At 71.6% G+C, this 22,531-nt stretch carries 26 protein-coding genes; 5 read left to right on the forward strand and 21 right to left on the reverse strand.

Translation table 11 applies throughout. The features are described from left to right. Window positions 1-61: 61 nt before the first annotated feature. The gene (locus tag JXZ78_RS03115; RefSeq protein ID WP_030018387.1) at window positions 62-268 is read right to left on the reverse strand and encodes a hypothetical protein; all 207 of its coding nucleotides are present in this window, start codon (window positions 266-268) and stop codon (window positions 62-64) included. A 381-nt stretch (window positions 269-649) separates the two neighbouring features. Further along, a complete protein-coding gene (locus JXZ78_RS03120) occupies window positions 650-931 on the reverse strand; it encodes an acylphosphatase (RefSeq protein ID WP_030018386.1) in 282 nt (93 codons plus the stop codon). 136 nt (window positions 932-1,067) lie between these two features. Between JXZ78_RS03120 and JXZ78_RS03125 the strand changes: the two genes are divergently transcribed. Continuing rightward, window positions 1,068-2,021: a CAP domain-containing protein gene (locus JXZ78_RS03125; protein ID WP_030018385.1), complete on the forward strand. Its 954-nt coding sequence runs from the start codon at window positions 1,068-1,070 to the stop codon at window positions 2,019-2,021. 101 nt (window positions 2,022-2,122) lie between these two features. Here the strand turns inward: JXZ78_RS03125 and JXZ78_RS03130 are convergent, their stop codons facing one another. The 11 genes from JXZ78_RS03130 to JXZ78_RS03180 all read right to left on the reverse strand — a co-directional run bounded on the left by JXZ78_RS03130 (window position 2,123) and on the right by JXZ78_RS03180 (window position 13,706). Then, window positions 2,123-2,401 (reverse strand): hypothetical protein, encoded by a 279-nt coding sequence (locus JXZ78_RS03130; protein ID WP_157851480.1) that lies wholly within the window; start codon window positions 2,399-2,401, stop codon window positions 2,123-2,125. A 454-nt stretch (window positions 2,402-2,855) separates the two neighbouring features. Beyond that, window positions 2,856-3,086, reverse strand: a complete 231-nt coding sequence (locus JXZ78_RS03135) for a hypothetical protein (RefSeq protein WP_030018383.1) — start codon at window positions 3,084-3,086, stop codon at window positions 2,856-2,858. A gap of 261 nt (window positions 3,087-3,347) precedes the next feature. Next, window positions 3,348-4,208 carry a bifunctional DNA-formamidopyrimidine glycosylase/DNA-(apurinic or apyrimidinic site) lyase gene (mutM, locus tag JXZ78_RS03140; protein ID WP_030018382.1) on the reverse strand — a complete coding sequence of 287 codons (861 nt, stop codon included), beginning with the start codon at window positions 4,206-4,208 and terminating at the stop codon, window positions 3,348-3,350. A gap of 149 nt (window positions 4,209-4,357) precedes the next feature. Beyond that, the gene (gene rnc / locus JXZ78_RS03145) at window positions 4,358-5,185 is read right to left on the reverse strand and encodes a ribonuclease III (RefSeq protein ID WP_033037175.1); all 828 of its coding nucleotides are present in this window, start codon (window positions 5,183-5,185) and stop codon (window positions 4,358-4,360) included. Window positions 5,186-5,204: 19 nt separating this feature from the next. After that, window positions 5,205-5,378, reverse strand: a complete 174-nt coding sequence (rpmF, locus tag JXZ78_RS03150; RefSeq protein WP_003951102.1) for a 50S ribosomal protein L32 — start codon at window positions 5,376-5,378, stop codon at window positions 5,205-5,207. Between the two features lie 2 nt (window positions 5,379-5,380). Beyond that, window positions 5,381-6,010, reverse strand: coding sequence for a YceD family protein (locus JXZ78_RS03155; RefSeq protein ID WP_030018380.1), 630 nt, complete (start codon window positions 6,008-6,010; stop codon window positions 5,381-5,383). Window positions 6,011-6,138: 128 nt separating this feature from the next. Then, window positions 6,139-7,275: a F0F1 ATP synthase subunit B gene (locus tag JXZ78_RS03160; protein WP_030018379.1), complete on the reverse strand. Its 1,137-nt coding sequence runs from the start codon at window positions 7,273-7,275 to the stop codon at window positions 6,139-6,141. Window positions 7,276-7,372: 97 nt separating this feature from the next. Beyond that, window positions 7,373-7,852 carry a pantetheine-phosphate adenylyltransferase gene (coaD, locus tag JXZ78_RS03165; protein WP_033037174.1) on the reverse strand — a complete coding sequence of 160 codons (480 nt, stop codon included), beginning with the start codon at window positions 7,850-7,852 and terminating at the stop codon, window positions 7,373-7,375. A 26-nt stretch (window positions 7,853-7,878) separates the two neighbouring features. After that, window positions 7,879-8,463 carry a 16S rRNA (guanine(966)-N(2))-methyltransferase RsmD gene (rsmD, locus tag JXZ78_RS03170; RefSeq protein ID WP_030018377.1) on the reverse strand — a complete coding sequence of 195 codons (585 nt, stop codon included), beginning with the start codon at window positions 8,461-8,463 and terminating at the stop codon, window positions 7,879-7,881. 108 nt (window positions 8,464-8,571) lie between these two features. Continuing rightward, complete coding sequence (locus JXZ78_RS03175; protein WP_030018376.1) at window positions 8,572-11,814, reverse strand: helicase-related protein; 3,243 nt, start codon at window positions 11,812-11,814, stop codon at window positions 8,572-8,574. 83 nt (window positions 11,815-11,897) lie between these two features. After that, window positions 11,898-13,706: a DAK2 domain-containing protein gene (locus JXZ78_RS03180; RefSeq protein ID WP_167745390.1), complete on the reverse strand. Its 1,809-nt coding sequence runs from the start codon at window positions 13,704-13,706 to the stop codon at window positions 11,898-11,900. Between the two features lie 214 nt (window positions 13,707-13,920). Here JXZ78_RS03180 and rpmB point away from each other — a divergent pair, with 214 nt between their 5' ends. Continuing rightward, window positions 13,921-14,106 (forward strand): 50S ribosomal protein L28, encoded by a 186-nt coding sequence (rpmB, locus tag JXZ78_RS03185; protein ID WP_003984695.1) that lies wholly within the window; start codon window positions 13,921-13,923, stop codon window positions 14,104-14,106. 140 nt (window positions 14,107-14,246) lie between these two features. On the opposite strand, the gene thiD is transcribed toward rpmB, so the two are convergent. Together thiD and JXZ78_RS03195 are read right to left on the reverse strand one after the other, a co-directional pair. Next, on the reverse strand, window positions 14,247-15,038 hold the full coding sequence (thiD, locus tag JXZ78_RS03190; protein WP_030018374.1) for a bifunctional hydroxymethylpyrimidine kinase/phosphomethylpyrimidine kinase: 792 nt from the start codon (window positions 15,036-15,038) through the stop codon (window positions 14,247-14,249). 71 nt (window positions 15,039-15,109) lie between these two features. Then, a complete protein-coding gene (locus JXZ78_RS03195; RefSeq protein WP_030018373.1) occupies window positions 15,110-16,093 on the reverse strand; it encodes a thiamine-phosphate kinase in 984 nt (327 codons plus the stop codon). Window positions 16,094-16,302: 209 nt separating this feature from the next. On the opposite strand from JXZ78_RS03195, the gene JXZ78_RS03200 reads away from it, so the two are divergent. After that, a complete protein-coding gene (locus JXZ78_RS03200; protein ID WP_030018372.1) occupies window positions 16,303-16,536 on the forward strand; it encodes an Lrp/AsnC family transcriptional regulator in 234 nt (77 codons plus the stop codon). Between the two features lie 9 nt (window positions 16,537-16,545). Continuing rightward, window positions 16,546-17,037 (forward strand): DUF3515 domain-containing protein, encoded by a 492-nt coding sequence (locus tag JXZ78_RS03205; protein WP_030018371.1) that lies wholly within the window; start codon window positions 16,546-16,548, stop codon window positions 17,035-17,037. Between the two features lie 27 nt (window positions 17,038-17,064). Here JXZ78_RS03205 and JXZ78_RS03210 read toward each other — a convergent pair whose 3' ends face one another. The 3 genes from JXZ78_RS03210 to JXZ78_RS03220 all read right to left on the reverse strand — a co-directional run bounded on the left by JXZ78_RS03210 (window position 17,065) and on the right by JXZ78_RS03220 (window position 20,153). Continuing rightward, the gene (locus JXZ78_RS03210; protein ID WP_030018370.1) at window positions 17,065-18,201 is read right to left on the reverse strand and encodes a D-alanine--D-alanine ligase family protein; all 1,137 of its coding nucleotides are present in this window, start codon (window positions 18,199-18,201) and stop codon (window positions 17,065-17,067) included. 123 nt (window positions 18,202-18,324) lie between these two features. Next, window positions 18,325-19,326, reverse strand: coding sequence for an NAD(P)H-dependent glycerol-3-phosphate dehydrogenase (locus tag JXZ78_RS03215; RefSeq protein WP_030018369.1), 1,002 nt, complete (start codon window positions 19,324-19,326; stop codon window positions 18,325-18,327). Beyond that, entirely contained in the window at window positions 19,323-20,153 is an 831-nt protein-coding gene (locus tag JXZ78_RS03220) for a lysophospholipid acyltransferase family protein (RefSeq protein ID WP_030018368.1), read from the reverse strand. Before JXZ78_RS03220 ends, JXZ78_RS03215 begins: the two co-directional genes overlap by 4 nt. A 140-nt stretch (window positions 20,154-20,293) precedes the next feature. Here JXZ78_RS03220 and cofC point away from each other — a divergent pair, with 140 nt between their 5' ends. Further along, the gene (gene cofC, locus JXZ78_RS03225; protein ID WP_030018367.1) at window positions 20,294-20,980 is read left to right on the forward strand and encodes a 2-phospho-L-lactate guanylyltransferase; all 687 of its coding nucleotides are present in this window, start codon (window positions 20,294-20,296) and stop codon (window positions 20,978-20,980) included. Here the strand turns inward: cofC and JXZ78_RS03230 are convergent. From JXZ78_RS03230 to JXZ78_RS03240, 3 genes are all read right to left on the reverse strand, one after another. Continuing rightward, window positions 20,961-21,188, reverse strand: coding sequence for a hypothetical protein (locus JXZ78_RS03230; RefSeq protein ID WP_030018366.1), 228 nt, complete (start codon window positions 21,186-21,188; stop codon window positions 20,961-20,963). The two genes, cofC and JXZ78_RS03230, sit on opposite strands and share 20 nt — an antisense overlap. 170 nt (window positions 21,189-21,358) lie before the next feature. After that, complete coding sequence (locus tag JXZ78_RS03235; protein ID WP_030018365.1) at window positions 21,359-22,087, reverse strand: HU family DNA-binding protein; 729 nt, start codon at window positions 22,085-22,087, stop codon at window positions 21,359-21,361. A 125-nt stretch (window positions 22,088-22,212) separates the two neighbouring features. Then, a complete protein-coding gene (locus tag JXZ78_RS03240; protein WP_030018364.1) occupies window positions 22,213-22,458 on the reverse strand; it encodes an SCO5555 family protein in 246 nt (81 codons plus the stop codon). Window positions 22,459-22,531 lie beyond the last annotated feature (73 nt).

The following is a 22,531-nucleotide window of genomic DNA, read 5'->3' on the forward strand; positions in this document are numbered from 1 at the left end:
ATCTTGCTAGCGGTGCCTCAAGCGGCTGGCGAAACAGCCCGCCGGCCCCGGGGGAACGGGGTCAGGTGAGCGCGGGCTCCGCCTGGGGTACGTCGATGCCGTCGAGCATCGAGTCGTCGTGACGTGCGGCAGCGGACAGCATGTCGTTTTCGGCCTGCATCCGGATGAGTTCGGATTCGAGGTCCTGGACGCGCTGCTGAAGCCGTCGCATCTCGGAGAGGACTCGGGGGTCGGAGCCGCCGACGTAACCGAGAAGCGCCTTTGCCATGATGGATGGTCCTCCACACTGAGTGACCGACCGAAGCGGTGTGGGTCGTGAGGGATTCGCACCCGCGGTGCTTGCCATTGTCCTGCGAACTCAATGCCAAACAGCTAAGGTGCGCGGGGCTTCCAGAGTCTCACCAAAAGGTTTGAGGGTCAACACGATCACGCCCCGTATCCTTGGGCGCCCGGGAGTCCGCGGCCACGGCAAGGCCGGGCCGACTCCCCAGAAAAGCGCCTCGGGGGCGTGGAGATCATCCTTACAGCGGCAGCCTTCCACGGGTCGGCCGAGTTGGCAACCACCAGGTCATGACTGCACTGTGCATCTGACGGGGACACGCGAAACCGGCCCCGCGTCCGGTTCCCGGACACCGCCCACCGCACCGGGTCAGCGGATCGCGAATCCGTCGTAGCCGCCCCGCGGCGTGTCCCAGATCTCACCGACCCCCTCGACCCGTCCGGGCGTGTCGCCGGTGCGCAGCCACTCCAGAAGCTCTTCGCACCGTGCGCGGGGTCCCTCGGCGACGACCTGCACCCGGCCGTCTTCGAGATTGAGGGCGAAACCCACGAGGCCGCCGATCCGCAGCGCGTTGGCCCGGGTGAACCACCGGAAGCCGACCCCTTGGACCCGGCCGCGCACCCAGGCGGTCAGGCGGACATCTTCGTTCATGTCTGCACGTTAACCGGCCAATTGCCCGTCGGGCACATCGGCCCCACACGTCATGGCGTACAGTCGCCCGGCAAACGAGACTCACCCTTACGAGTGAGGCACGTTGACGCTCGTGTGGACAGAAGGAAGGCAGTGGATGGGCCGCCATCGACGCTCCGCTCCCGCATCGCCCGAAGCCGCCGGAGCCACGGACCAGACCGGAACCCCGGCCTCCGCACCCGACGCGCACGCGGGCCCCGCGCACTCCGGCCGCCACCGCGGCCGGCGCCCCGCCCGCGAACGCCGTGGCGCCCCGGTCCGCACCGGCCTGCTCGGCGCTTCGGCCGCCGTGGCGATGGGCGCGGTCGCCGTCGCCTCGGGCCTGCTGCCCGGCGGCGGCCAGTACGACTGGGGCGGCAGCGGCGGCTCCGGGGAACGCGTGCGCGCCGACACCCTGCCGCACTCGACGCCCCGCGACACGGCATCCGTGTCCCCCACGGACCGGGGCGCCGGACAGGCCAGCCGCGGCGAGCCCCGGCCCGGCCTCCCGGACCGGGCGCGCCCCACGACGTCCGCCGCCCCGTCGGCCACCCCGGTCCCCCGGCAGCAGCCGTCCACGCCCTCGGCGGACACCGCCCCCGACCGGGACCGCACGCAGCGGCCGGACCGTACGGCGCCCACCCCCGCGCCCGCGAAGAGCACCCCGACCGCCTCCGCGGCCCCGGACACCTCACCCTCCGCCGCCGAGTCGCAGGTGGTGGACCTGGTCAACCAGGAGCGCGCGAAGGCCGGCTGCTCACCGGTGACCGCCGACCGCGAACTGGGCGCCCTGGCCCGCAACTTCAGCGAGGACATGGCGCGCCGCGGCTTCTTCGACCACACCGACCCCGACGGCCGCAGCCCGTGGGACCGGGCCAAGCAGGCGGGCATAGAGAACCTGGGCGGCGAGAACATAGCGCGCGGCCAGGCCGACGCCCGCGCGGCGATGAACACCTGGATGCACAGCACCGGACACCGCGCCAACATACTGAACTGCGAGTACAAGACCTTGGGCGTCGGAGCGCACTTCGGCCGGGGCGGGCCCTGGTGGACGCAGGATTTCGGTTTCTGAGGTTCCCGCAAATCCGATCTTGCGAGGCTTCCGCCCCTCGCCCGCATACCCGACCGCAGCGCCTTCGCCACCTCCTGAAGCAGCCTCAACGGTCTTGGCGCTCAGCCGCCGGCCTCGTCACCCTCCGGCGCTGGAGGCTCATTCGGATTGAACGTCTGGTAGAAGCCGATGCCGCACATGATCAACGACATGACCAGAAGAGCGGCGAACAGAGTCCAGGACCACCACGCCCCGGGGAGCGCCAGCAGCCACAACAGCGGAAAGACGAGGACGACGATGAGGACCACAGCGCCGAGGCTGGCCCAATTTCTGCGGTGCTCGACGTATCTGGTCTGGCGAGCGGTCACCGCCGCTACCTGGCGCTTCAGCAGAACTTCCAACTGAGCGATTGTGCCCCCAGGCGTTGGGGGCGTCACCTCTGAGCTCGCCGAGAAGTATCCGGTTTCTTTCGAGGTCAGCGGTCAGCCGGGCATCTCGACGATTTTGGATCATGCCGGTCACCAGCGGCCCGGCTGCTGCGGCCAGTACCACCCCGACGCCACCCAGAATCGGTGTCAGCACCGTAGTCACCCATCCTCCTGCCCCAGGTGTTCAGGGCCTCTCCCTCGCGGTACGGGAGCTGGAGGCACCTTAGAGCGCACGACTGACAGCACACCCCGGGCAGGAGTTTCCGTACCGGTCCCGAACCGCCCGAAGAGAGTCGTCGGCAGGAGTCCGACCGGCATAGATGACATCTCTACAGGACCCAGCACAGCACTGATCGGTTACGGCACCGCTGACCGCGATGCCACGGGTCACCATTCCGGCCCTTGAGCCGGGCCGCCCGCCGCCGACTCAGCCCTCCTCCGGAAGGCTGTCCCACTCCTCGCCCTCGCGGTAGAGCTCGTAGTCGTGCTCGGCGGCGATCTCCTCCGCGTGGGCGCGGCTGCGCACCGGGATCTCGTGCCGTTCGCTGACGACCTCGCCGTGTACGCCGCCTTCTTCGACCACCTCGATCGCGTGTGTCTCGTACACGACGCTGTCGGGCGCCGCCGAGCTCCAGACCAGATGCATACTCGTCGCCATCGGATCCCAACCTCCGAAGGTATGGCCCCCTGGCTACAGGGTCGCATCTCCATCCGTACGAAAGCACGCGTATGCGGGTGGGTCGGCGTGTACAGGTCCCCGCGTACGGGCGGCACGCCCGGGGCCCGGGCGTGCGAAGCGGAGCGCGCGGGCCGGACGTGCGCTGTGCAGACCTGGGGCATCCGCGGTACGGGCCTGTGGCGCGCGCGGTGCAGACCTGTGGCGTGCGCTGTCCGGGACTGCGGTGCGCTGTCCGGGCTCCTACGGGCGCGGCGGCCGCTGGCAGCGCGGGCAGAAGTAGCTGGAGCGGTTCATCCAGGGGCGGCGGCGCATGGCCGTGCCGCAGCGCCGGCACGGCTCGTCCTCGCGCCCGTACGCGTCCAGCGACCGTTCGAAGTAGCCGGACTCGCCGTTGACGTTGACGTAGAGGCTGTCGAAGCTGGTGCCTCCGACGGCGAGCGCGGCGCTCATGACGTCGCGGATGTGGCCGAGGAGTTCGGTGGTGCGAGGGCGGGTGAGGGTGGCGGTCGGGCGGTCGTAGTGCAGGCGGGAGCGCCACAGCGCCTCGTCGGCGTAGATGTTGCCGACACCGCTGATCAGCGACTGGTCCAGCAGCGCGCGCTTGACGGTGGTGCGGCGGCGGCGCAGCGCGTCGTGGAAGGCGGCGTCGTCGAAGGCCGGGTCGAGCGGGTCGCGGGCGATGTGCGCGATGACGTCGGGGAGCCCTTCGAGGTCGCCGGGCACGGCGTCGTGCAGCGACAGCCCGCCGAAGGTGCGCTGGTCGACGAAGCGCAGTTCGGTGCCGGCGTCGTCGTCGAAGGTGAAGCGGACGCGCAGGTGCTTCTCGTCGGGGGCGTCCTGCGGCTGGACCAGGAGCTGCCCGCTCATGCCCAGGTGGGCGAGGACGGACAGGCCGTCGGTGACCGGGAGCCAGAGGTACTTGCCGCGGCGCCGGGCCTCGCCGATGCGCTGCCCCCGCAGGCGCGTCGCGAAGTCGACGGCTCCGGCGGTGTGCCGGCGGACGGCCCGCGGGTGCAGGACCTCGACGGCGTCGACGGTACGGCCCCGTACCCACCGCTCCAGTCCGCGGCGTACGACCTCGACCTCGGGCAGCTCGGGCACGGCTCTCCTCGTCATGCGGCGCCCGCCGCGAGCGCGGGGACGCGGTACGGATGATGTGCGCCGCCCCGGGGGCGGGCGGTACGGCCCCCAAAAGCACTGCCCGGCCGCCCTCCCCTGTGCGGGGCGGACGGCCGGGAGTGACGAACGGCTCAGCCGGAGACGGGCGGCTCCCCCGCCGGGGGAACCACGGGCTCCCCGGCCGGCGGCGCGTCCGCGGCCCGTTCGGCCGCTTCGTCCGCCGCCGCGCGGATCGCCCGCCAGGCGGACTCGGCCGCCTGCTGCTCGGCTTCCTTCTTGCTGCGGCCGGTGCCGGTGCCGTACGAGACACCACCGACGCGGGCAGCAGCAGTGAAGGTCTTCTCGTGGTCCGGACCGGTCTCGCTGACCAGGTACTCCGGGACACCGAGACCTTCGGTCGCGGTCAGTTCCTGGAGGCTGGTCTTCCAGTCCAGGCCGGCACCGAGGCCGGCGGACTTCTCGATGAGCGGGTCGAAGAGCCGGTGCACCAGCTCGCCGGCCGCGTCGAGGCCCTGGTCGAGATAGACCGCGCCGATCACCGCTTCCAGGGTGTCGGCCAGGATGGAGGCCTTGTTCCGGCCTCCGGTGCCTTCTTCGCCCCGGCCGAGGCGGATGAAGGCGCCGAGGTCGAGGCCGCGGCCCACCTCGGCGAGTGCGCGCGAGTTGACCACCGCGGCCCGCAGCTTGGCCAGCTGGCCTTCGGGCAGGTCGGGGTGGGTGCGGTACAGCGTGTCCGTGACCACCAGGCCGAGCACCGAGTCCCCGAGGAACTCCAGCCGCTCGTTGGTGGGCAGACCGCCGTTCTCGTACGCGTACGAGCGGTGCGTCAGCGCACGCACCAGAAGGGCGGACTCAAGGTGATACCCGAGCCGCCCTTCCAGAAGCGTGTGGGACGAGGCCGTGTCCGCCGGTGCCGTTTCAGCCCCGCGCTTGCGGGGAGACGTCTGGGCGTCTGACATAGAGCCTGTCACCAGCCGATCAGACCTCGAGGACCTGTCGCTTGTTGTAGGTGCCGCAGCTCGGGCACGCGATGTGCTGCTGCTTCGGCTCGTGGCAGCGCTCGCACGCCACCAGGGTGGGGACCGCAGCCTTCCACTGCGACCGGCGGTGGCGCGTGTTGCTGCGCGACATCTTCCGCTTCGGAACAGCCACGGCTACTTCTCCTGCTTCTCGTCGACGCCCGCTTCGGCGCCGCCCATGTTGTCCTTCTCGCCGGCCGGGTCGGTGGCGAGTCCCTGCAGTGCCGCCCAACGGATGTCGACGGCGTCGTGGTGGTGGTCCGGGTCGTCCGCGAGCCGCTCTCCGCACTGGGAGCACAGGCCCGGGCAGTCGTCCTGGCACACCGGCTGCATCGGCAGTGCGAGCACCACCGCATCGCGCAGCACGGGTTCGAGGTCGAACAGGTCGTCCTCGAGGAAGAGAGTGTCCTCCTCTTCCTCGGCGTCGTCGCCGGGCTCCGCGGTGCGGGTCCTGGCGTCGGCGTCGGGGTAGGAGAACATCTCCTGGAAGTCCGCTACGAGCTCGCGCTCCAGCGGCTCCAGACACCTTACGCACTCCCCCTGGACCGATGCACGGCCGGTGCCTGTGACAAGCACCCCGTCCATGACGGACTCCAGGCGGAAGTCGAGTTCCACCGGCGCGCCCACGGGCACTCCGATGACCTCGTTGCCGAGGTCCCTGGGGGCCTCGACGGTGCGGGAGAGCCGCTGCAGCGCGCCGGGACGGCGTCCCAGATCGCGCGTGTCGAACACGAGCGGGGAACGGTGGTCGAGGCGGGCGTTGATGGCTTCCTGCTTTCTACGCTGACGTACGAGCCACCCCGTCACCGACAGGCAACCGGGCAGCAGAGATCGCGAACGTACACGCGACCGAAGAGCCAGGATACTGGAACGGTCCCGATAGGCCCAATCCGCTACTGACGCCCCTCCTCGTACTGCCGCAGCCGGTCCAGATCGATCATGCTCGTGTCGAAGAGGCTGGTCTCGTCGAGGGCGGCGGGCTGCGCCGCCCTGCCCGCCGGGTCCTGCCCGGACGACTGGGGCTGCTGGAGGTAGGCCGCGTTCGGGTCGTAGGGCTGCTGGTGCTGCTGTTGCTCTTGGTGCTGCTGATGCTGGTGCTGCTGGGCCTGCGGATCCTGCCAGCCGTAGCCGTACGGGTCCTGCTGTGCGTACGAGGCCTGCTGGTAGCCGTAGGCGTCCTGCTGCTGGTAACCCCCGGCGGCGTAGTCGTGGTAATCGGGGTAGGGGCCCTGCTGGACTCCGGGCTGCGCCTGGAGCGGCACGGCGGGCTGCGGCGGGGCCTGCGGCTGCGGCGGTACGGGGTCGGCCAGCTCGGCGAGCCCGGCCAGGTACTCGGCGTCGCCGGTGTGGCCCGGGTGGAGGCCGTCGGACGCGGCGGCGAGACCGCCCAGCTCGTCCGTCGGGCGGGCGCCCTGGAGCTTGAGCCGGCCGCGGCCGACGGCCTCCAGGGTCTTGGTCAGGACGGCCTCGAAGGCGCCGAACTTGGCGTCCACGTACCGGTCGGCCCGCTCCTTGAGTGTCTGCGGGTCGGCGCTGGGCTCGGGCGCCTGGACGCCGTCCTCGTCCTGGTGGCCGCCTTCGCCCGGCGCGCGGCCGAGCAGCTTCTCGCGGCCGCGGTCGACCGAGCCGATGGTCTTGGTGAGGACGACCTCGAAGTTGGCCAGCTTGCTGTCCACGTAGTCGTCGGCCTCGGCGCGGACCTCCTCGGCCTCCCGGCGAGCCTCGGCCAGAATGCGGTCGGCCTCGGCCTGGGACTGCCGGGCGACCTCGGTGTCGGAGATCAGCGAGCCGCGGTGGGCGTTGGCGGACTCGATGATCCGCTCCGCCTCGGCACGGGCCTCCTCGACCATCTGCGCACGGTCGCCGAGCACCTCCTGGGCCTGCGCGAGCGACCCGGGCAGCGCGGCCCGCACCTCCTCCAGCATGGCGAGCAGCTCGGCGCGGTTGACCACGCACGAGGCCGACATGGGCATGGACCGGGCGCTGCCGACGGTCCGGACGATCTCGTCGAGCTTTTTCTGCACGTCCACCTTGGACTCGCCACTTCCCGGGTCGGTACGACGGAACGGGGACGACTGTACGTCCACAGCGCCCCGCGCCGACACCTGCTGACGGAAGGTCAGGGCGTCACTCGGTACCGAGCCGCTTGGTCAGCTCCTCCAGGACGAAGGGCGGCACGAGGTGCGAGACGTCGCCGCCCCAGGCCGCGACCTCCTTGACCAGGCTGGAGGAGAGGAAGCTGTAGGTGGGGCTGGTGGGGATGAAGAGGGTCTCGATGCCGGAGAGACCGTTGTTCATCTGGGCCATCTGCAGCTCGTAGTCGAAGTCGCTGACCGCCCGCAGCCCCTTGACGATGGCGGGGATGTCGCGCTGCTTGCAGAAGTCGACGAGCAGGCCGTGGAAGGACTCGACCTGGACGTTGCCGTACTCGGCGGTGGCCCGGCGGATCAGGTCGATCCGCTCGTCGACCGAGAACAGGCCCTTCTTGGCCTGATTGATCATCACGGTGACGTGCACGACGTCGTAGAGCCTGGAGGCCCGGGCAATGATGTCCAGATGCCCGTTGGTGATGGGGTCGAACGACCCCGGACAGACTGCGCGGCGCAACTGAGGTTCCTCGCTCTCCGGTCCGGTCATGACGCGTTGTCGCACGTCGAAGCGGCGCGACCGTACCAAAGCGTTCCCTCGCCGTAGCGCCGGGACCGGATGGGCCCGAACCCGGCAGGCCAGGGGAACGGACCGCCTCTGGTGCTCCGCTCCACGGTGACGAGTGCCTCCTCGGCGCACCAGCCTTGCCGGTGGAGTGTGAGCAGGATCTCCTCAAGATCGCTGTCGGTGACGGCGTACGGCGGGTCGAGGAAGAGCACGTCGTACGGCTCGTCCGGGGCCGGCCCGGCGATCACCTGCTCGGCCTTGCCGGCACGCACCTCGGCGCCCGGCAGACCGAGGGTGCGGACGTTGTCGCGGATGGTGCGGACGGCGCGGGCGTCGGCCTCGACCAGCAGGACGTGCGCGGCACCGCGGGACAGCGCCTCCAGGCCCACGGCGCCGGAGCCGCCGTACAGGTCGAGCACCCGGGCGCCGGTCAGCGGGCCGTCCAGCGACTCCCAGGTGGAGAACAGGCCCTCGCGCGCCCGGTCGGAGGTCGGGCGGGTGCCGTTGCCGGGGGGCACGGCCAGGCGCCGGCCGCCGGCCGTGCCGGCGATCACGCGGGTCATGGTTCTGAAGTCCTTCGCGCTGCGGGTGGGGCGGCCCGCCTGCGCGGACCACTCCCCACGATATGGCGTCGGACGGGACGGGGCCGCGCCACCCGGCCCCGCGCCCGGTCACCCCTTGTCGAGATACTGCTCGCGCTCGGCGTCCAGCAGGGCCTGGAGGGCGATGCGCAGCTCCGGATATCCGGTCAGCTCCGGGTCGGCGGCGACCACCGAGGTGGCCTCCTCCCGGGCAGCCTCGATGACCTGCTCGTCCTCGATGACGGCGAGCATCCGCAGGGACGTACGGGCGCCGGACTGGGCCTGGCCGAGGACGTCGCCCTCGCGGCGCTGCTCCAGGTCGATACGGGACAGCTCGAAGCCGTCCAGGGTGCCGGCCACCGCGGCGAGCCGGGCCCGCGCGGGGCTGGCCTCGGGCATCTCGCTGACCAGCAGGCATAGGCCGGGGGCCGAGCCGCGGCCGACCCGGCCGCGCAGCTGGTGCAGCTGGGAGACGCCGAACCGGTCCGCGTCCATGATCACCATGGCGGTGGCGTTGGGCACGTTCACCCCGACCTCGATGACGGTGGTCGCCACCAGCGCGTCCACCTCGCCGGCCGCGAACCGGCGCATCACCGCGTCCTTGTCGTCCGGATGCATCCGGCCGTGCAGCACCGCGACGCGCAGCCCGGCCAGCGGCCCCTTGGTGAGCTGCGCGGCGACGTCCAGGACGGCCAGCGGGGGCCGCTTGTCCTCGCCCGCCGCCGTGTCCTCCCCCTCCTTCTTCTTCGCGCCCTTGCCCTTCGGTGCCTCCTCCTCGTCACCGATGCGGGGGCAGACCACGTACGCCTGGTGGCCGGACTCGACCTCCTCACGCACCCGCTCCCAGGCCCGCGCCAGGAAGTGCGGCTTGTCCTTGGCAGGCACGACATGGCTGGCGATCGGCGAGCGCCCGGCGGGGAGTTGGTCCAGTACGGAGGTCTCCAGGTCGCCGAAGACGGTCATCGCGACCGTACGGGGAATGGGCGTGGCCGTCATGACGAGCAGATGCGGCGGCTGCTTGCCCTTGCCGCGCAGCGCGTCCCGCTGCTCCACACCGAAGCGGTGCTGCTCGTCGACGACGACCAGGCCCAGGTCGTGGAACTGGACCTTGTCCTCGATCAGCGCGTGGGTGCCGATGGCGATCCCGGCCTCGCCCGTGACCAGGTCCAGCAGGGCCTGGCGGCGGGCGGCGGCGCCCATCGACCCGGTCAACAGCACCACCTTCGTGCCGTGCTCGGCGCCGCCCAGCATTCCTCCCTCGGCCAGCTCCCCCATCATCTCCGTGATGGACCGGTGGTGCTGCTGGGCGAGCACTTCGGTGGGCGCGAGCATCGCCGCCTGCCCGCCGGTGTCCACGACGGCGAGCATGGCGCGCAGGGCCACCATGGTGTTGTGCGTGACGGTGAAATGGTCGGTCACGTACGCATGGCTCGGGTGCGCGACGCTGATGCACTGGACCGGCTTCCTGCCGACGTACTCGACGGCTCGGATGCCGCGGCGGAACGTGGCGCACTTCGGACGCCCCCGCATCCGTTCCGCCTTTCGCGCCAGCCGGAACGGCGGGTACTCATCGGGCAGCGCCACGGATACGTCGAAGTCTTCCCGCCCGGGCAGGACCCGCGCTCGGCCGCCCAGCGAGCGCACCAGCCATGCGGCATCGTCGGCGAGCTGCCGGGAGGCCGCGCAGAAGGAGACGGCCAGGCCCGTCTTCTGGACCGTGCCGTCCGCGTCCATGAGTCCTTGCAGGAGAGCCAGTCGGTCCTTGACCGGTGCGTTCTTGTAGCCGGGGGGCACGAACTTCGTGTGCGAGGAGGCACCCCACAGACCCAGTCCGCGCAGGGCCTGGATTACGGGGTTGCGGCGCGTCCCGTCCTCCGGGCCCGTCATACGAAGGGTGTGGTCGCGGTTCTCCCCCGGTACGGAGACCAGTTCGCAGGCCGGAGCCACCGCGGCGGCGACCGCCCCCAGAAGGCTTTCGTCCATGCTGGAGAACCGCAGGTGGTGCCGGAAGGAACCGACTCCCAGAAGGAGCCCCATCAGGTACGGGTCCAGCGGGCGCTCAGCGCCGCCTTCGAGGTCCGCCACTCCCGCGGGCGCGATGTACCACTTGGACGAGCCGTCGGCCTGGAAAGTGTCGTGCCGGATCTCCCGGGTCGTCATCACCTTCGGCCGTTCGCCACGGTCCCATGCGCAACTGGTCGCGACGATCCACAAGTGCTCGTCATCGCACTCGACCGTGCTCCCGTCGGACAGCACGAGACGCCAGACGTCCCGTTCCCCCTGGGGAAAGACCCCGTCCAGCACCGCGATGTCACCGTTGGGCACCACCACCTCGTCGCCAGGAGCCATGTCGCCCATGCGGCGGAACCCCTGAGGGGTGAGCACCGAGGCATCGAGCGGCTGGGCCTTCCCGGAACCGACTTCCCCCTGAAGAAGCCGGTGCATCGGATGGTCCGTCGCCAGATCGCCGAAGATTTCACGGCTGACCTTCTGCTGGCCTTCGGTGAGGGTGAAGGGGAGTTTCGCGTCGAAGGCGTCGAGCAGGCCGCCGGGGGTCAACGGGCGCGGAGTGGCGGGGAGTTGGGTTTCCGCCATGCGGCGGCGGGCGAGGGCGACCTGGAGGACGAAGGCCTCGTCCCACTTGAGCCGGGAGCGGGCGTCCTCGATGTCGGCCTTCGTGCGCGGGCGGTGGACCTTCTCCAGGGCGTCCGGGAGCGGCAGCAGGGCCCGGCCCGCGCGCAGCGCCTCCGGCAGCGGGTCGAGTGCCTCGCGGGCGCTGGGCAGCACCGCGTCGACGGCCTTGGTGATCTTCCAGGAGGCCATCTGCTGGCAGGCCGGGTAGATCGGCATGAGGCGGCCGGCGAAGGCGTCCACGGCCTCCTCCCCGGACTCGCCGGACTCTCCGCCCTCACCTTCCAGCAGCGCGTACTCGGGGTGGGCCAGTTGCAGCTTGCGGTTGAAGACCGAGACCTTGCCCGCGAACATCGCGCGGCGGCCGGGCAGCAGGTCCTTGTGCGGCTTGTGGATGCCCTTGCCGAAGAAGACGAGCTGGAGGCGGCCGCTGCCGTCGGTGAGGGTCACCTCCAGGCGCTGGCCGCGGCCGTTGTTGAACTTCAGGACACGGGCGTCCGCGACCCGCGCGACGACCGTGACGTGTTCGTCCAGCGGCAGGTCGGAGAGCCGGGTCAGCTCACCGCGCTCCGCGTACTTCCGCGGATAGTGGTGCAGCAGGTCGCCGACCGTGTGCAGACCGAGATGCTCGGCCATCACCTTGGCGGTGGTGCCACCGAGAATCTTCTTCAGGGGTTCGTCGAGCGCGGACACGATGACCATTGCACACCACGCCACTGACAACCGGCGGCAGGCCCCGGAATTCCGCCGGGACGGTACGGATTTCCGCACCCCCTTCCGGGGCGTTATTCGACGCCGATGAGAAGGGGCGCGCCGCGCTGCCCGCCTTCGTAGACGACGGTGTCCACGGCCAGGTGGCGTTCCCGTACGTGCCTTTCCAGGCGTTCCGCGAGGGAATCGGGGAAATCCGCGCCCAGGACGAGCGTCACCATTTCCCCGCCCGCGGAGAGCATCCGGTCCAGGACGGTCACCGCGGTCGCGGCCAGGTCGGAGCCGATCACCACCACGTCCCCGTCGATGAGGCCGAGGACGTCGCCGGCCTGGCAGACGCCGGCCATCGTCCAGGACTGGCGTTCGGCGACGGCCAGCTCCGCGTAGCGGGTGGCGCCCGCGGCCGAGGTCATGGCCACCATGTCCTCGTCGAAGCTGCGGGCGGGCTCGTGCACGGCCAGCGCGGCGATGCCCTGGACGGCGGCGCGGGTGGGGATCAGGGCGACCCGTACGCCTTCGGTACGGGCCTGCTCGGCCGCTGCCGCCGCCGTGTGCCGCAGTTCGGGGTCGTTGGGCAGCAGCATCACCTCGCGGGCGTTCGCCTGCCGGATGGCCTGCACCAGCTCGCCGCTGGCGGGCGGCTCCCCGGGGCGTACGGTCACCGCCGTCGCGCCCGCCTCGGCGCACAGGCCGGCGAGCCCGTCGCCCGGCACCACGGCCACCACGGCGCGCGCCGCGGGCTCGGGCGCGCGGCGGCGGGGGCCCCGGCCGCCGCTGTCCGGCGCCCCGAAGTGGGTGATGCGGATGCGGTACGGGCGGCCCGCCTCGATGCCCGCCTCGACGGCGGCGCCCGCGTCGTCCACGTGGACGTGCACGTTCCACAGGCCGTCGCCGCCGACGACCACCAGGGAGTCGCCGAGGGCGTCCAGCCGTGTGCGCAGCCGGGCCACGGCGGGGTCGTCGGCCTCCAGGAGGTAGAGCACTTCGAAGGCGGGCCCGTCCGGGTCGGCGTCGTTGCCGTGGGGGCCGACCGGGGCCGTGCCCTCGCTGCACGCCTCCTCGGAGGCCTGCCCGGCCCCCTCCGCCGCCGGGCAGCCGCCGGCCACCGGCACGGGCGCGTCCGGCCGTACGGTGATCGCCGCGGTCGGCACCTCTCCGGACAGCGCCCCGGCCAGCGCACCCAGCAGGGCGACCAGGCCGCAGCCGCCCGCGTCCACGACGCCCGCCCGGCCCAGTACCGCCAGCTGCCCCGGTGTCGCCTCCAGGGCGGCTCGCGCCCCTTCGTACGCGGCCCGGGCGACCGCCGCCGGGGTCCCGTCGGCCCGCTCCGCCGCCTGCGCGGCCACGGTGGCGACCGTGAGGACCGTGCCCTCCACGGGGTGCGCCACCGCCTCGTACGTCGATTCGGCCGCCCGCCGCAGGGCCTGCTTCAGCACGGCCGCCGGGCCGCCGGGCCCAGCCTCGGCCCCGTCCTCGTCCCCGGAGCCGGACCTGGAGCCGGACCCGGACCCGGACCCCAGGATCTCCGCCATGCCCCGCAGCAGCTGCGCGAGGATCGTGCCGGAGTTGCCGCGGGCGCCGATCAGCGCCCCGTGTGCCATGGCGCCGACGGCGTCGGCCAGGTCCGGTGCGGTGCCCGAGGCGCCGTGTCCGTCGAAGGCGGCCTCGACCGCGCGGGCCGCGGACTCCACGGTCAGGTACAGGTTGGTGCCGGTGTCGCCGTCGGCCACGGGGTAGACGTTGATCGCGTCGATCCGCTCGCGCTCGCGGCCCAGGGCCGTCAGCGCGAGGGCGCACCAGGTACGTACCGCATCGGCGTCGAGCGGGTGCGGCACCGTTCGTCCTCCTCGGCCAGCGGCCCTCGGTGGGCTCGGCTCGGTCATGCGATCCACCGCACAGTAGTGGCGCGGGGACCCGGCGGCCGGGGCGGGGGCCGGGGCGCTCATGGTAGTTTCGTTCTACGGGAGCGGTCGTTGTATGCTGCTCCGGTTGCCCGATGCGAATCGGGCCATTCCTCTCCTGGCGAATCGGGTCGGTTCAATGCACTCCGCTCGTCGGGATTCACCGTAAGTGCATCTGAAGTCTTTGGAGTGACCCGTGGCTGCCAACTGCGACGTCTGCGGCAAGGGGCCGGGCTTCGGCAAGAGCGTTTCCCACTCGCACCGCCGTACCAACCGTCGTTGGAACCCCAACATCCAGACGGTGCGCGCGGTCATCGGGCGCACGCCGAAGCGGCTCAACGTCTGCACCTCGTGCATCAAGGCCGGCAAGGTCTCGCGCTGACGTCCTAGTCGAAGCGCAGCCCCGCCGGTTGCCTGAAAGCCGGTCCACCTCGGTGGGCCGGCTTTTTGCCGTACCCGCGTACGGAGGCGGCCCGTGCGGCGGGCGCGCGGGCCTTCCTGCTCCCCGACGCGCGGGCCCGCCTACGCCCTGAGCCGCCACCCGTGATCCACCGGCCCGATCCCCGCCCCCAGGCGGAAGCCGCCCGCGATGGCGCCGGTGACGTACTCCTTGGCCGCCGCCACGGCCTCCGGGACCGTGTCCCCCAGGGCGAGCCGGGCGGCGACGGCGCTGGCGAGGGTGCAGCCGGTGCCGTGGGTGTGCCGGTTGTCGTGCCGCGGGGCGCGCAGCCAGTGCTCCTCGGTGCCGTCGGTGAGCAGGTCGACGGCGTCGCCCGCCAGGTGGCCGCCCTTGATCAGCGCCCAGCGCGGTCCGAAACCGAGAACCGCGGCGGCGGCGCGCGGCAGATCCGCCTCGCCCCGTACCCGTACGCCTGTGAGCTGTGCCACTTCGTCGAGGTTGGGGGTGGCGAGGGTGGCCGTCGGCAGCAGCTTGGTGCGGACGGCGTCCAGCGCGGAGGCGGCCAGCAGGGCGTCGCCGTGCTTGGAGACGCCGACCGGGTCGACGACGACCGGCGCGGACACCCCGGCGAGCAGGGCGGCGACGGTCTCGACCAGTTCGGGTGAGGACAGCATCCCGGTCTTGACGGCCTGGACGCCGATGTCGTCGACGACGCTGCGGAACTGGGCCCGTACGGCTTCGGCGGGCAGTTCCCACGCGCCCTGCACGCCGAGTGAGTTCTGCGCGGTGACGGCGGTCAGCACGCTCATGCCGTGCGTGCCGAGCGCCAGCATCGTCTTCAGGTCGGCCTGGATGCCCGCGCCGCCGCCGGAGTCGGACCCGGCGACGGTCAGGACGCGTGGAGGTGTGCGCATACCGGCGAATCTACCGGGGCGCCTTCCGGGCCCTCCGTGGTCCCCCGGAAGCGGACCGTCCCCCGGCGCCCTCAGGCACCGGCCGCCGGATCGCCGTCCCCGTCCTCGCCGAAGTGGTCCCAGCCCGCACTGGACCACGGCGCCCCGTCCACCGTCACCTGCGGCAGCGCCGACGGGTTCAGCACCTCGCCGATCACCTTCCAGCGGGCGGGCAGCTTCACGTCCGGCGGGAACGTCGCCACGATGGCGTGGTCCTCGCCCCCGTTGAGCACCCACTGCATCGGGTCCACGCCGACCGCCGTACCGATGTCGGACATCTGCGAGGGGATGTCGATCTGGCCCGAGCGCAGGTCGATACGGACCTTGCTGGCCTCGGCGATGTGGCCGAGGTCGGCGACCAGGCCGTCGCTGACGTCCGTCATGGCGGTGGCACCGAGACCGGCCGCGGCGGGGCCCGCGTGGTACGGGGGCTCGGGGCGGCGGTGCGCCTCGACGAAGGCGCGCGGGGAGCGGAAGCCGCGGGTGAGGACCGCGTAGCCGGCCGCCGACCAGCCCAGCCAGCCGGTGACGGCGACGACGTCGCCCGGCTGGGCACCGGATCGGGTGACCGGTTCCTGGTTGCGCAGGTCACCCAGGGCGGTGATGGCGACGGTGATGGTGTCGCCGCGTACGACGTCGCCGCCGACCACGGCGGCGCCCGCCACCTGGCACTCGTCGCGCAGCCCGTCCATCAGCTCGGTCGCCCAGGTCGCGGGCAGTTCGGCGGGCACGACCAGGCCGAGCAGGATGGCGGTGGGCACCGCTCCCATGGCGGCGATGTCGGCCAGGTTCTGCGCGGCGGCCTTGCGGCCCACGTCGTAGGCGGTGGACCAGTCGCGGCGGAAGTGCCGCCCTTCGAGGAGTACGTCGGTGCTGGCCACGACCCTGCGGTCGGGCGCGGTGACCACCGCGGCGTCGTCGCCCGGACCGATCCGTACGGCCGGGGTGGCGGTGAGCCGGGAGGTCAGCTCCCTGATCAGCCCGAACTCTCCCAGCTCGCCCACGGTGCCCTTCATGCTGCTGCCCTTCCGATGCGTACGGACGATCCGTACTGCGCTGCCGATCCGTACTCCGTCACCGCGTGTCCGGCTCCCGCTCCCCCGGGGCGGCCGGTCCCCGCGCCGCGCGTCGCGTTCCCCGCGCGGGTCTCCCCGGCGCGCGCGCCGACGCGGTACCGTGGCGTCCCTTCTTCCCACATGATCCTCGAAGCCGCCCTGGAGGTCCCGTGGTACAGGCGTACATCCTGATCCAGACCGAGGTGGGCAAGGCGTCGGCCGTGGCGGAAGTGATCGCCAAGATCCCCGGCGTGATCCAGGCCGAGGACGTCACCGGCCCGTACGACGTGATCGTGCGGGCCCAGGCCGACACGGTCGACGAACTCGGCCGCATGGTGGTCGCCAAGGTGCAGCAGGTGGACGGCATCACCCGCACCCTGACCTGCCCGGTGGTCCATCTCTAGCTCCCCCGTATGCTCGGCCGGGTGATCTCCTCGTCGCGCCGGCTGCTGGTTCCGGCCCTGCTCACCGTGGCCTTCGCCGCGGTGGGCTGCTCGTCCTCGGTCCCCGTCGCCGCCCCCGCGCCCGAGGGCGACTCCGCGCGGCAGTGCCGGGCGCTCCAGAAGGAGTTGCCGCGGACCGTGGACGGGCTGGAGCGGGGCACCGCCGACCCGGTCTCGGACTTCACCGCCGTCTGGGGCGATCCCGCCGTCCGGTTGCGCTGCGGGGTACGCAAGCCCGCCGTGCTGACGCCCGGGAGTGAACATTACAACCCCGGTGCGGACGCGGCGGAAGTCAACGGTGTGGAGTGGCTCTTCGAGAAGCAGGACGACGGATACCGCTTCACGACCGTGCTGCGCAAGACGTACGTCGAGGTGCGTGTGCCGGGGAAGTACGCCCCGGAGGTCGATGTGCTCACCGACCTCGCGGACGCCGTCCGTACGACGGTGCCGGCCGGGGTCTGAGGACACCGGCCGGGCACGGTCCGGGGGTCAGCGCAGGCCGGTGGAGCGCCGCAGCGCCGCCTGGATCAGCCGGTCGACCAGCTCCGGGTAGCCGACGCCGCTCTCCTGCCACATCCGCGGGTACATCGAGATGGGCGTGAAGCCGGGCAGCGTGTTGATCTCGTTGATCACGAACTCGCCGTTGTCCTGGAGGAAGAAGTCGGCGCGTACCAGTCCCTCGCAGGAGGCCGCCTCGAAGGCCGCCACGGCCAGTTCCCGGACGCGTGCGGTCTGCTCCGCGGTGAGCGGCGCGGGCACGATGCCGCTGGCCGAGTCGATGTACTTGGCCTCGAAGTCGTAGAAGGAGTGGTCGGAGACCGGGGGGATCTCGGCGGGGACGCTGGCGCGCGGGCCGTCCTCGAACTCCAGGACGCCGCACTCGATCTCCCGGCCGGTCAGCAGCGACTCCACGATGATCTTGGGGTCGTGACGGCGGGCCTCCTCGACGGCCGCGTCCAGGCCGGAGACGTCGTCCACCTTGGTGATGCCCATGGAGGAGCCGGCGCGGGCGGGCTTCACGAACAGCGGCCAGCCGTGTTCCCCGGCGAAGTCCACGATCTTCTTGCGGGCCGCCGCGGGGTCCTGCTCCCACTCGCGGGGGCGGACGACCTCGTACGGACCGACCGGCAGCCCGAAGGAGGTGAACACCCGCTTCATGTAGTCCTTGTCCTGGCCGACCGCCGAGGCGAGCACCCCGGAGCCCACGTAGGGCACGCCGGACAGCTCCAGGAGGCCCTGGAGGGTGCCGTCCTCACCGTACGGACCGTGCAGCACCGGGAAGACGACGTCGACCTCGCCGAGCGCCTTGGGCACCGCGCCCGGCTCGCTGTAGACGACCTCGCGGCTGGTCGGGTCCACCGGCAGGACGACGGCGCCCCCGGCGGATTCGCTCAGCTCCGCCACGTCCGGCAGCTTCCGGTCCGTGATGGCCATCCGCTCCGGGGCGTCGGCGGTCAGCACCCACCGTCCGTCGGTCGTGATGCCGATGGGCAGCACGTCGTACTTCTCGCGGTCGATGGCGGCCAGCACGGCGCCCGCGGTGACCACGGAGATGGCGTGCTCGGAGCTGCGCCCGCCGAACACGACGGCGACGCGGGGCTTCTGGTAAGGGGTCTCGCTGCTCATATCGCGTTGAGCGTACCTGCTGCCCCAGGAGGAGGCAGTGCCGCGGCCCCGGGAGCCGCCGCGGGTCCCGCGGCCGGGCGGGGCCGGGGCCGGGGCCGGTCCCGGGACAGCGCGCCCGGGGCCTCAGTGCCGTTCGGGCTTGGCGCTGCGCGACATCAGTTCCTTGAGGGCCACCAGCGGCGGTTTGCCCTCGTGGACGATGTCCACGACCGTCTCGGTGATCGGCATGTCGACGCCGTGCCGGCGGGCGAGATCCAGTACCGACTCGCAGGACTTGACGCCCTCCGCGGTCTGCTTGGTGACCGCGATGGTCTCCTCCAGCGTCATGCCGCGGCCGAGGTTGGCGCCGAAGGTGTTGTTGCGGGACAGCGGCGAGGAGCAGGTGGCGACCAGGTCACCCATTCCGGCGAGGCCGGCGAAGGTGTGCGCGTCGGCGCCCATCGCCAGGCCCAGCCGGGTGGTTTCGGCGAGGCCGCGGGTGATCAGGGAGGCCTTGGCGTTGTCGCCCAGGCCCATGCCGCCGGCCATGCCGACCGCCAGCGCGATGACGTTCTTGACCGCGCCGCCCAGCTCCGCGCCGACCACGTCGGTGTTGGTGTACGGGCGGAAGTACGGGGTGTGGCAGGCGGCCTGGAGGCGCCGGGCCACGGCCTCGTCCGCGCAGGCGACGACCGCGGCGGCGGGCTGCCGGGCGGCGATCTCCTTGGCGAGGTTGGGGCCGGTCAGCACCGCGACCCGCTCGGCCGGGGCCTTGGCGACCTCTTCGACGACCTCGCTCATCCGCTTGGCGGTGCCCAGTTCGACGCCCTTCATCAGGGAGACCAGGACGGTGTCGGCGGGCAGCAGCGGCGCCCAGGCGGTGAGGTTCTCGCGCAGCGTCTGCGAGGGGATGGCCAGGACGGTGAAATCGGCGCCGTGCGCGGCTTCCGCGGGGTCGGTGGTGGCCCGTACGGACGCGGGCAGTTCCGCGTCCGGCAGATAGTCGGGATTGGTGCGGCCGGTGTTGACGGCGTCGACCAGGCCCGCTCTGCGGCCCCACATCGTCACCTCGCAGCCCGCGTCACCGAGCACCATCGCGAATGCGGTGCCCCAGGACCCCGTGCCGTAGACGGCGCAGCGCGTCACTTGCCTTCATCCTCCTGTGTCTTCGGTGCCTGATCGTCCAGTTTCACGCCCTGCTCGTCCAGTTTCCGCGCCCGCTCGGCGGCCTGCTGCTCCCGGCGGGCCCGGCTGCGCCGGACGGCGTCCTTGCGGTGGTCGTACGGTTCGGCCGGCGCCGGCTCGTCCCGCACCTCGGCGAGGATCGCGGTGACCGCGGCCATGACCTTGTCGGTCACCTCGCGCAGCACCTCGGCGGTGGGCTCCTTGCCGTAGAACTCGCTCAGGTCGACCGCCGGCCCCGCCTTGACCCGCAGGGTCTTGCGCGGGAAGAGCCGCAGCTTCTTCTCCTTGGCGTACGGCGGCATGACCTCGTTGGCGCCCCACTGCGCCACCGGGATGACCGGTGCCTTGGTGAGCAACGCCACGCGGGCGGCCCCGGTCTTGCCCTGCATGGGCCACATGTCGGGGTCGCGGGTGAGGGTGCCCTCGGGGTAGAAGGCGACGCATTCGCCTTTGTTGATGGCGGCCACGGCGGCGCGGAAGGCCACCGCGGCGTCGGCGGATTCCCGGTAGACGGGGATCTGGCCGGTGCCGCGCATCATGAGGCCGACGAAGCCGCCCTTGAAGAGCCCGGACTTGGCGAGGAATCGCGGGACCCGGCCGGTGTTGTACTGGTAGTGCGCATACGACAGCGGGTCCAGATACGAGTTGTGGTTGACCGCGGTGATGAATCCGCCGTCGGCGGGAATGTGCTCCATTCCCTGCCAGTCCCGCTTGAACAGAACCAGGAGCGGCGGTTTGCAGATGACCGCGGCCAAGCGGTACCAGAAGCCGATTCTGCGGCGGGACACTGGGACACCCTCCTTGTGGGATCTGCTGAGCTGCTGCGACCCGGCAGCCGCACAAGTGTCGCCCCAGGTACCCGCTATGTCGAGAACACCGTAACCCCGCCGCTCACGGATGGCGGTGACGCCGGGTGAGAATGAGGGCGATGCGAAGAGACGGAGCGGACGTGGGCTGGAGCCTGGTCGTACCGCTGAAACCCCTGGTACGGGCGAAGAGCAGGCTGTCCCGGGCGGCGGGGGAGGAGCTCCGGCCCCAGTTGGCACTGGCGTTCGCGCTGGACACCGTGACGGCTGCGCTGGCCTGCGAAGACGTCGTGGATGTGGCGGTTGTCACGGACGATCCGGTGGCCGGGGAGCGGTTGGCGGCCCTCGGAGCGCGCGTCGTCGCCGACGTGCCGGGCCGCGGCCTGAACGCGGCACTCGCGTACGGCGCGGGCCTGGTGCGCCGGCGGCGCGCCGCCGCGGCCGTGGCAGCACTCAACGCGGATCTCCCGGCGTTGCGCCCCGCGGAACTGGGCCGGGTGCTGTCGGCCGCCTCGGCATTTCCCCGGGCATTTCTCGCGGATGCGGCGGAAATCGGGACGACACTGCTGTGCGCGGCGCCGGGAGTGGAATTGGCACCCGCTTTCGGGGGGCCGTCCCGGGCGCGTCACCGCGAATCGGGGGCGCGGGAGATCGTGCTGCCGGACACCGAATCCGTACGCCGGGACGTGGACACTGGGGAGGATCTGCGGGCCGCGCTGGAGCTGGGTGTGGGGCAGTACACCGCCCGCTGTGTGCCGCGGATACGGGCCCGCGCGGTGGCGGAAGGTCTCAGAACGTCTGGAGGGTGACGAGAACGATACGGCGCCCGTCCTTCTCCTTGCCGTCACCGGCGTCGTCCATGACCTCGACGTCGATACGGACCCGCTGGCCGGGCCGCAGCAGCCGCAGGCCGCCCGCGTCGAAGGCCGCGGCGTCGAAGGGCAGCGGGGTGCCGTCGTCGAGCAGCACGCTGCCGGAGCGGGTCTGGGCGTCGTAGGTGTACGCGGTGGCCTGCATGGTGACCAGCCTAGACGGGACACGGCGCAGGGGCCGCGCCGCACACCGCGTCCGGGGCGGCACACGGCGTCCGGGGCCGTGCCACACATCGGGCGGGCGGTCCGGGACACACCGCGGGCCGGGCTCCCCGAGGGGAGTCCGGCCCGACGCGTGGCGTCGCCGCTGCTGAATTACCGCTTGCGGGCGGTGGTCTTCTTGGCGGTGGTCTTGCGGGCCGTGGTCTTCTTGGCCGGGGCCTTCTTGGCCGTCGCCTTGGTGGCGGGCGCGGTCTTCTTGGCCGTCGCCTTCTTGGCGGTGGTGGTGGCCTTCTTGGCCGGGGTGGCCTTCTTGGCGGCGGTGGCCGTGGTCTTCTTGGCCGCCGACTTCTTCGCCGTGGTGGCCGTGGCCTTCTTCGCCGCCGGGGTGGCCTTCTTGGCGGCGGTGGCGGTGGCCTTCTTCGCCGTGGCGGTGGTCTTCTTCGCCGGCGTGGCCTTCTTGGCGGTGGTGGCGGTGGTCTTCTTCGCCGTGGTCTTCTTGGCGGTGGCCTTCTTGGTGGCGGCCTTGGCCGTCGTACGGGTGGAAGAACCGCCCGAGAGGCTGCCCTTGGGTGCCTTCTTCACGGCCACGTCGTTCTTCGGGAGCTTCTTCGAGCCGCTGACCAGGTCCTTGAAGCCCTGACCGGCACGGAAACGGGGCACCGAGGTCTTCTTGACCCGGACCCGCTCACCCGTCTGCGGGTTGCGGGCGTAGCGGGCCGGACGGTCCACCTTCTCGAACGAACCGAATCCGGTGACCGATACGCGGTCGCCGGAGACAACTGCACGGACGATTGCGTCCAGTACCGCGTCCACCGCGTCCGCGGCGTTCTGACGGCCGCCGAGCTTGTCGGCAATGGCTTCTACGAGCTGCGCCTTGTTCACGTCTTCCCCTTCGGAGACATTGCTGGAACGAAAGTGTTCAAGCCTTTTCGCACGTTAGGCAGATATATACCGCAAATCAAACACGAAACGGGCTAATCACCCTTGTGCCGCAACGAACTCGACCTTCACGGAGTTCCATCGGCGTGCACGTCTACGGGAAAGCGACCCTCGTCGAGGTCGTTCATGAACCACTCCAGACGCCTTGCCGCGTCCGCCAGATCGTGTTTCGCCGCCGCCGTGATGACGAGCAGCTTCCGGGTCAGCGCCATGCGTACGCCCTCCGGGACTTGCAGTGTCCGCACTCGTGTGTGTGCGTCCTTGAGTCGGTCGGCGACGAGACCGTAGAGCTCGAGTTGGTCGTCGCGTTCCATGCGCTAATTGTGCCATCTGCGGCGAGTTGTCGCTTCACGGGGCCTCAACGGCAGCCTTCACACGCCGATGCGC

The sequence above is a fragment of the Streptomyces monomycini genome (assembly GCF_022271435.1).
In the GTDB taxonomy this organism is placed as follows: domain Bacteria; phylum Actinomycetota; class Actinomycetes; order Streptomycetales; family Streptomycetaceae; genus Streptomyces; species Streptomyces monomycini.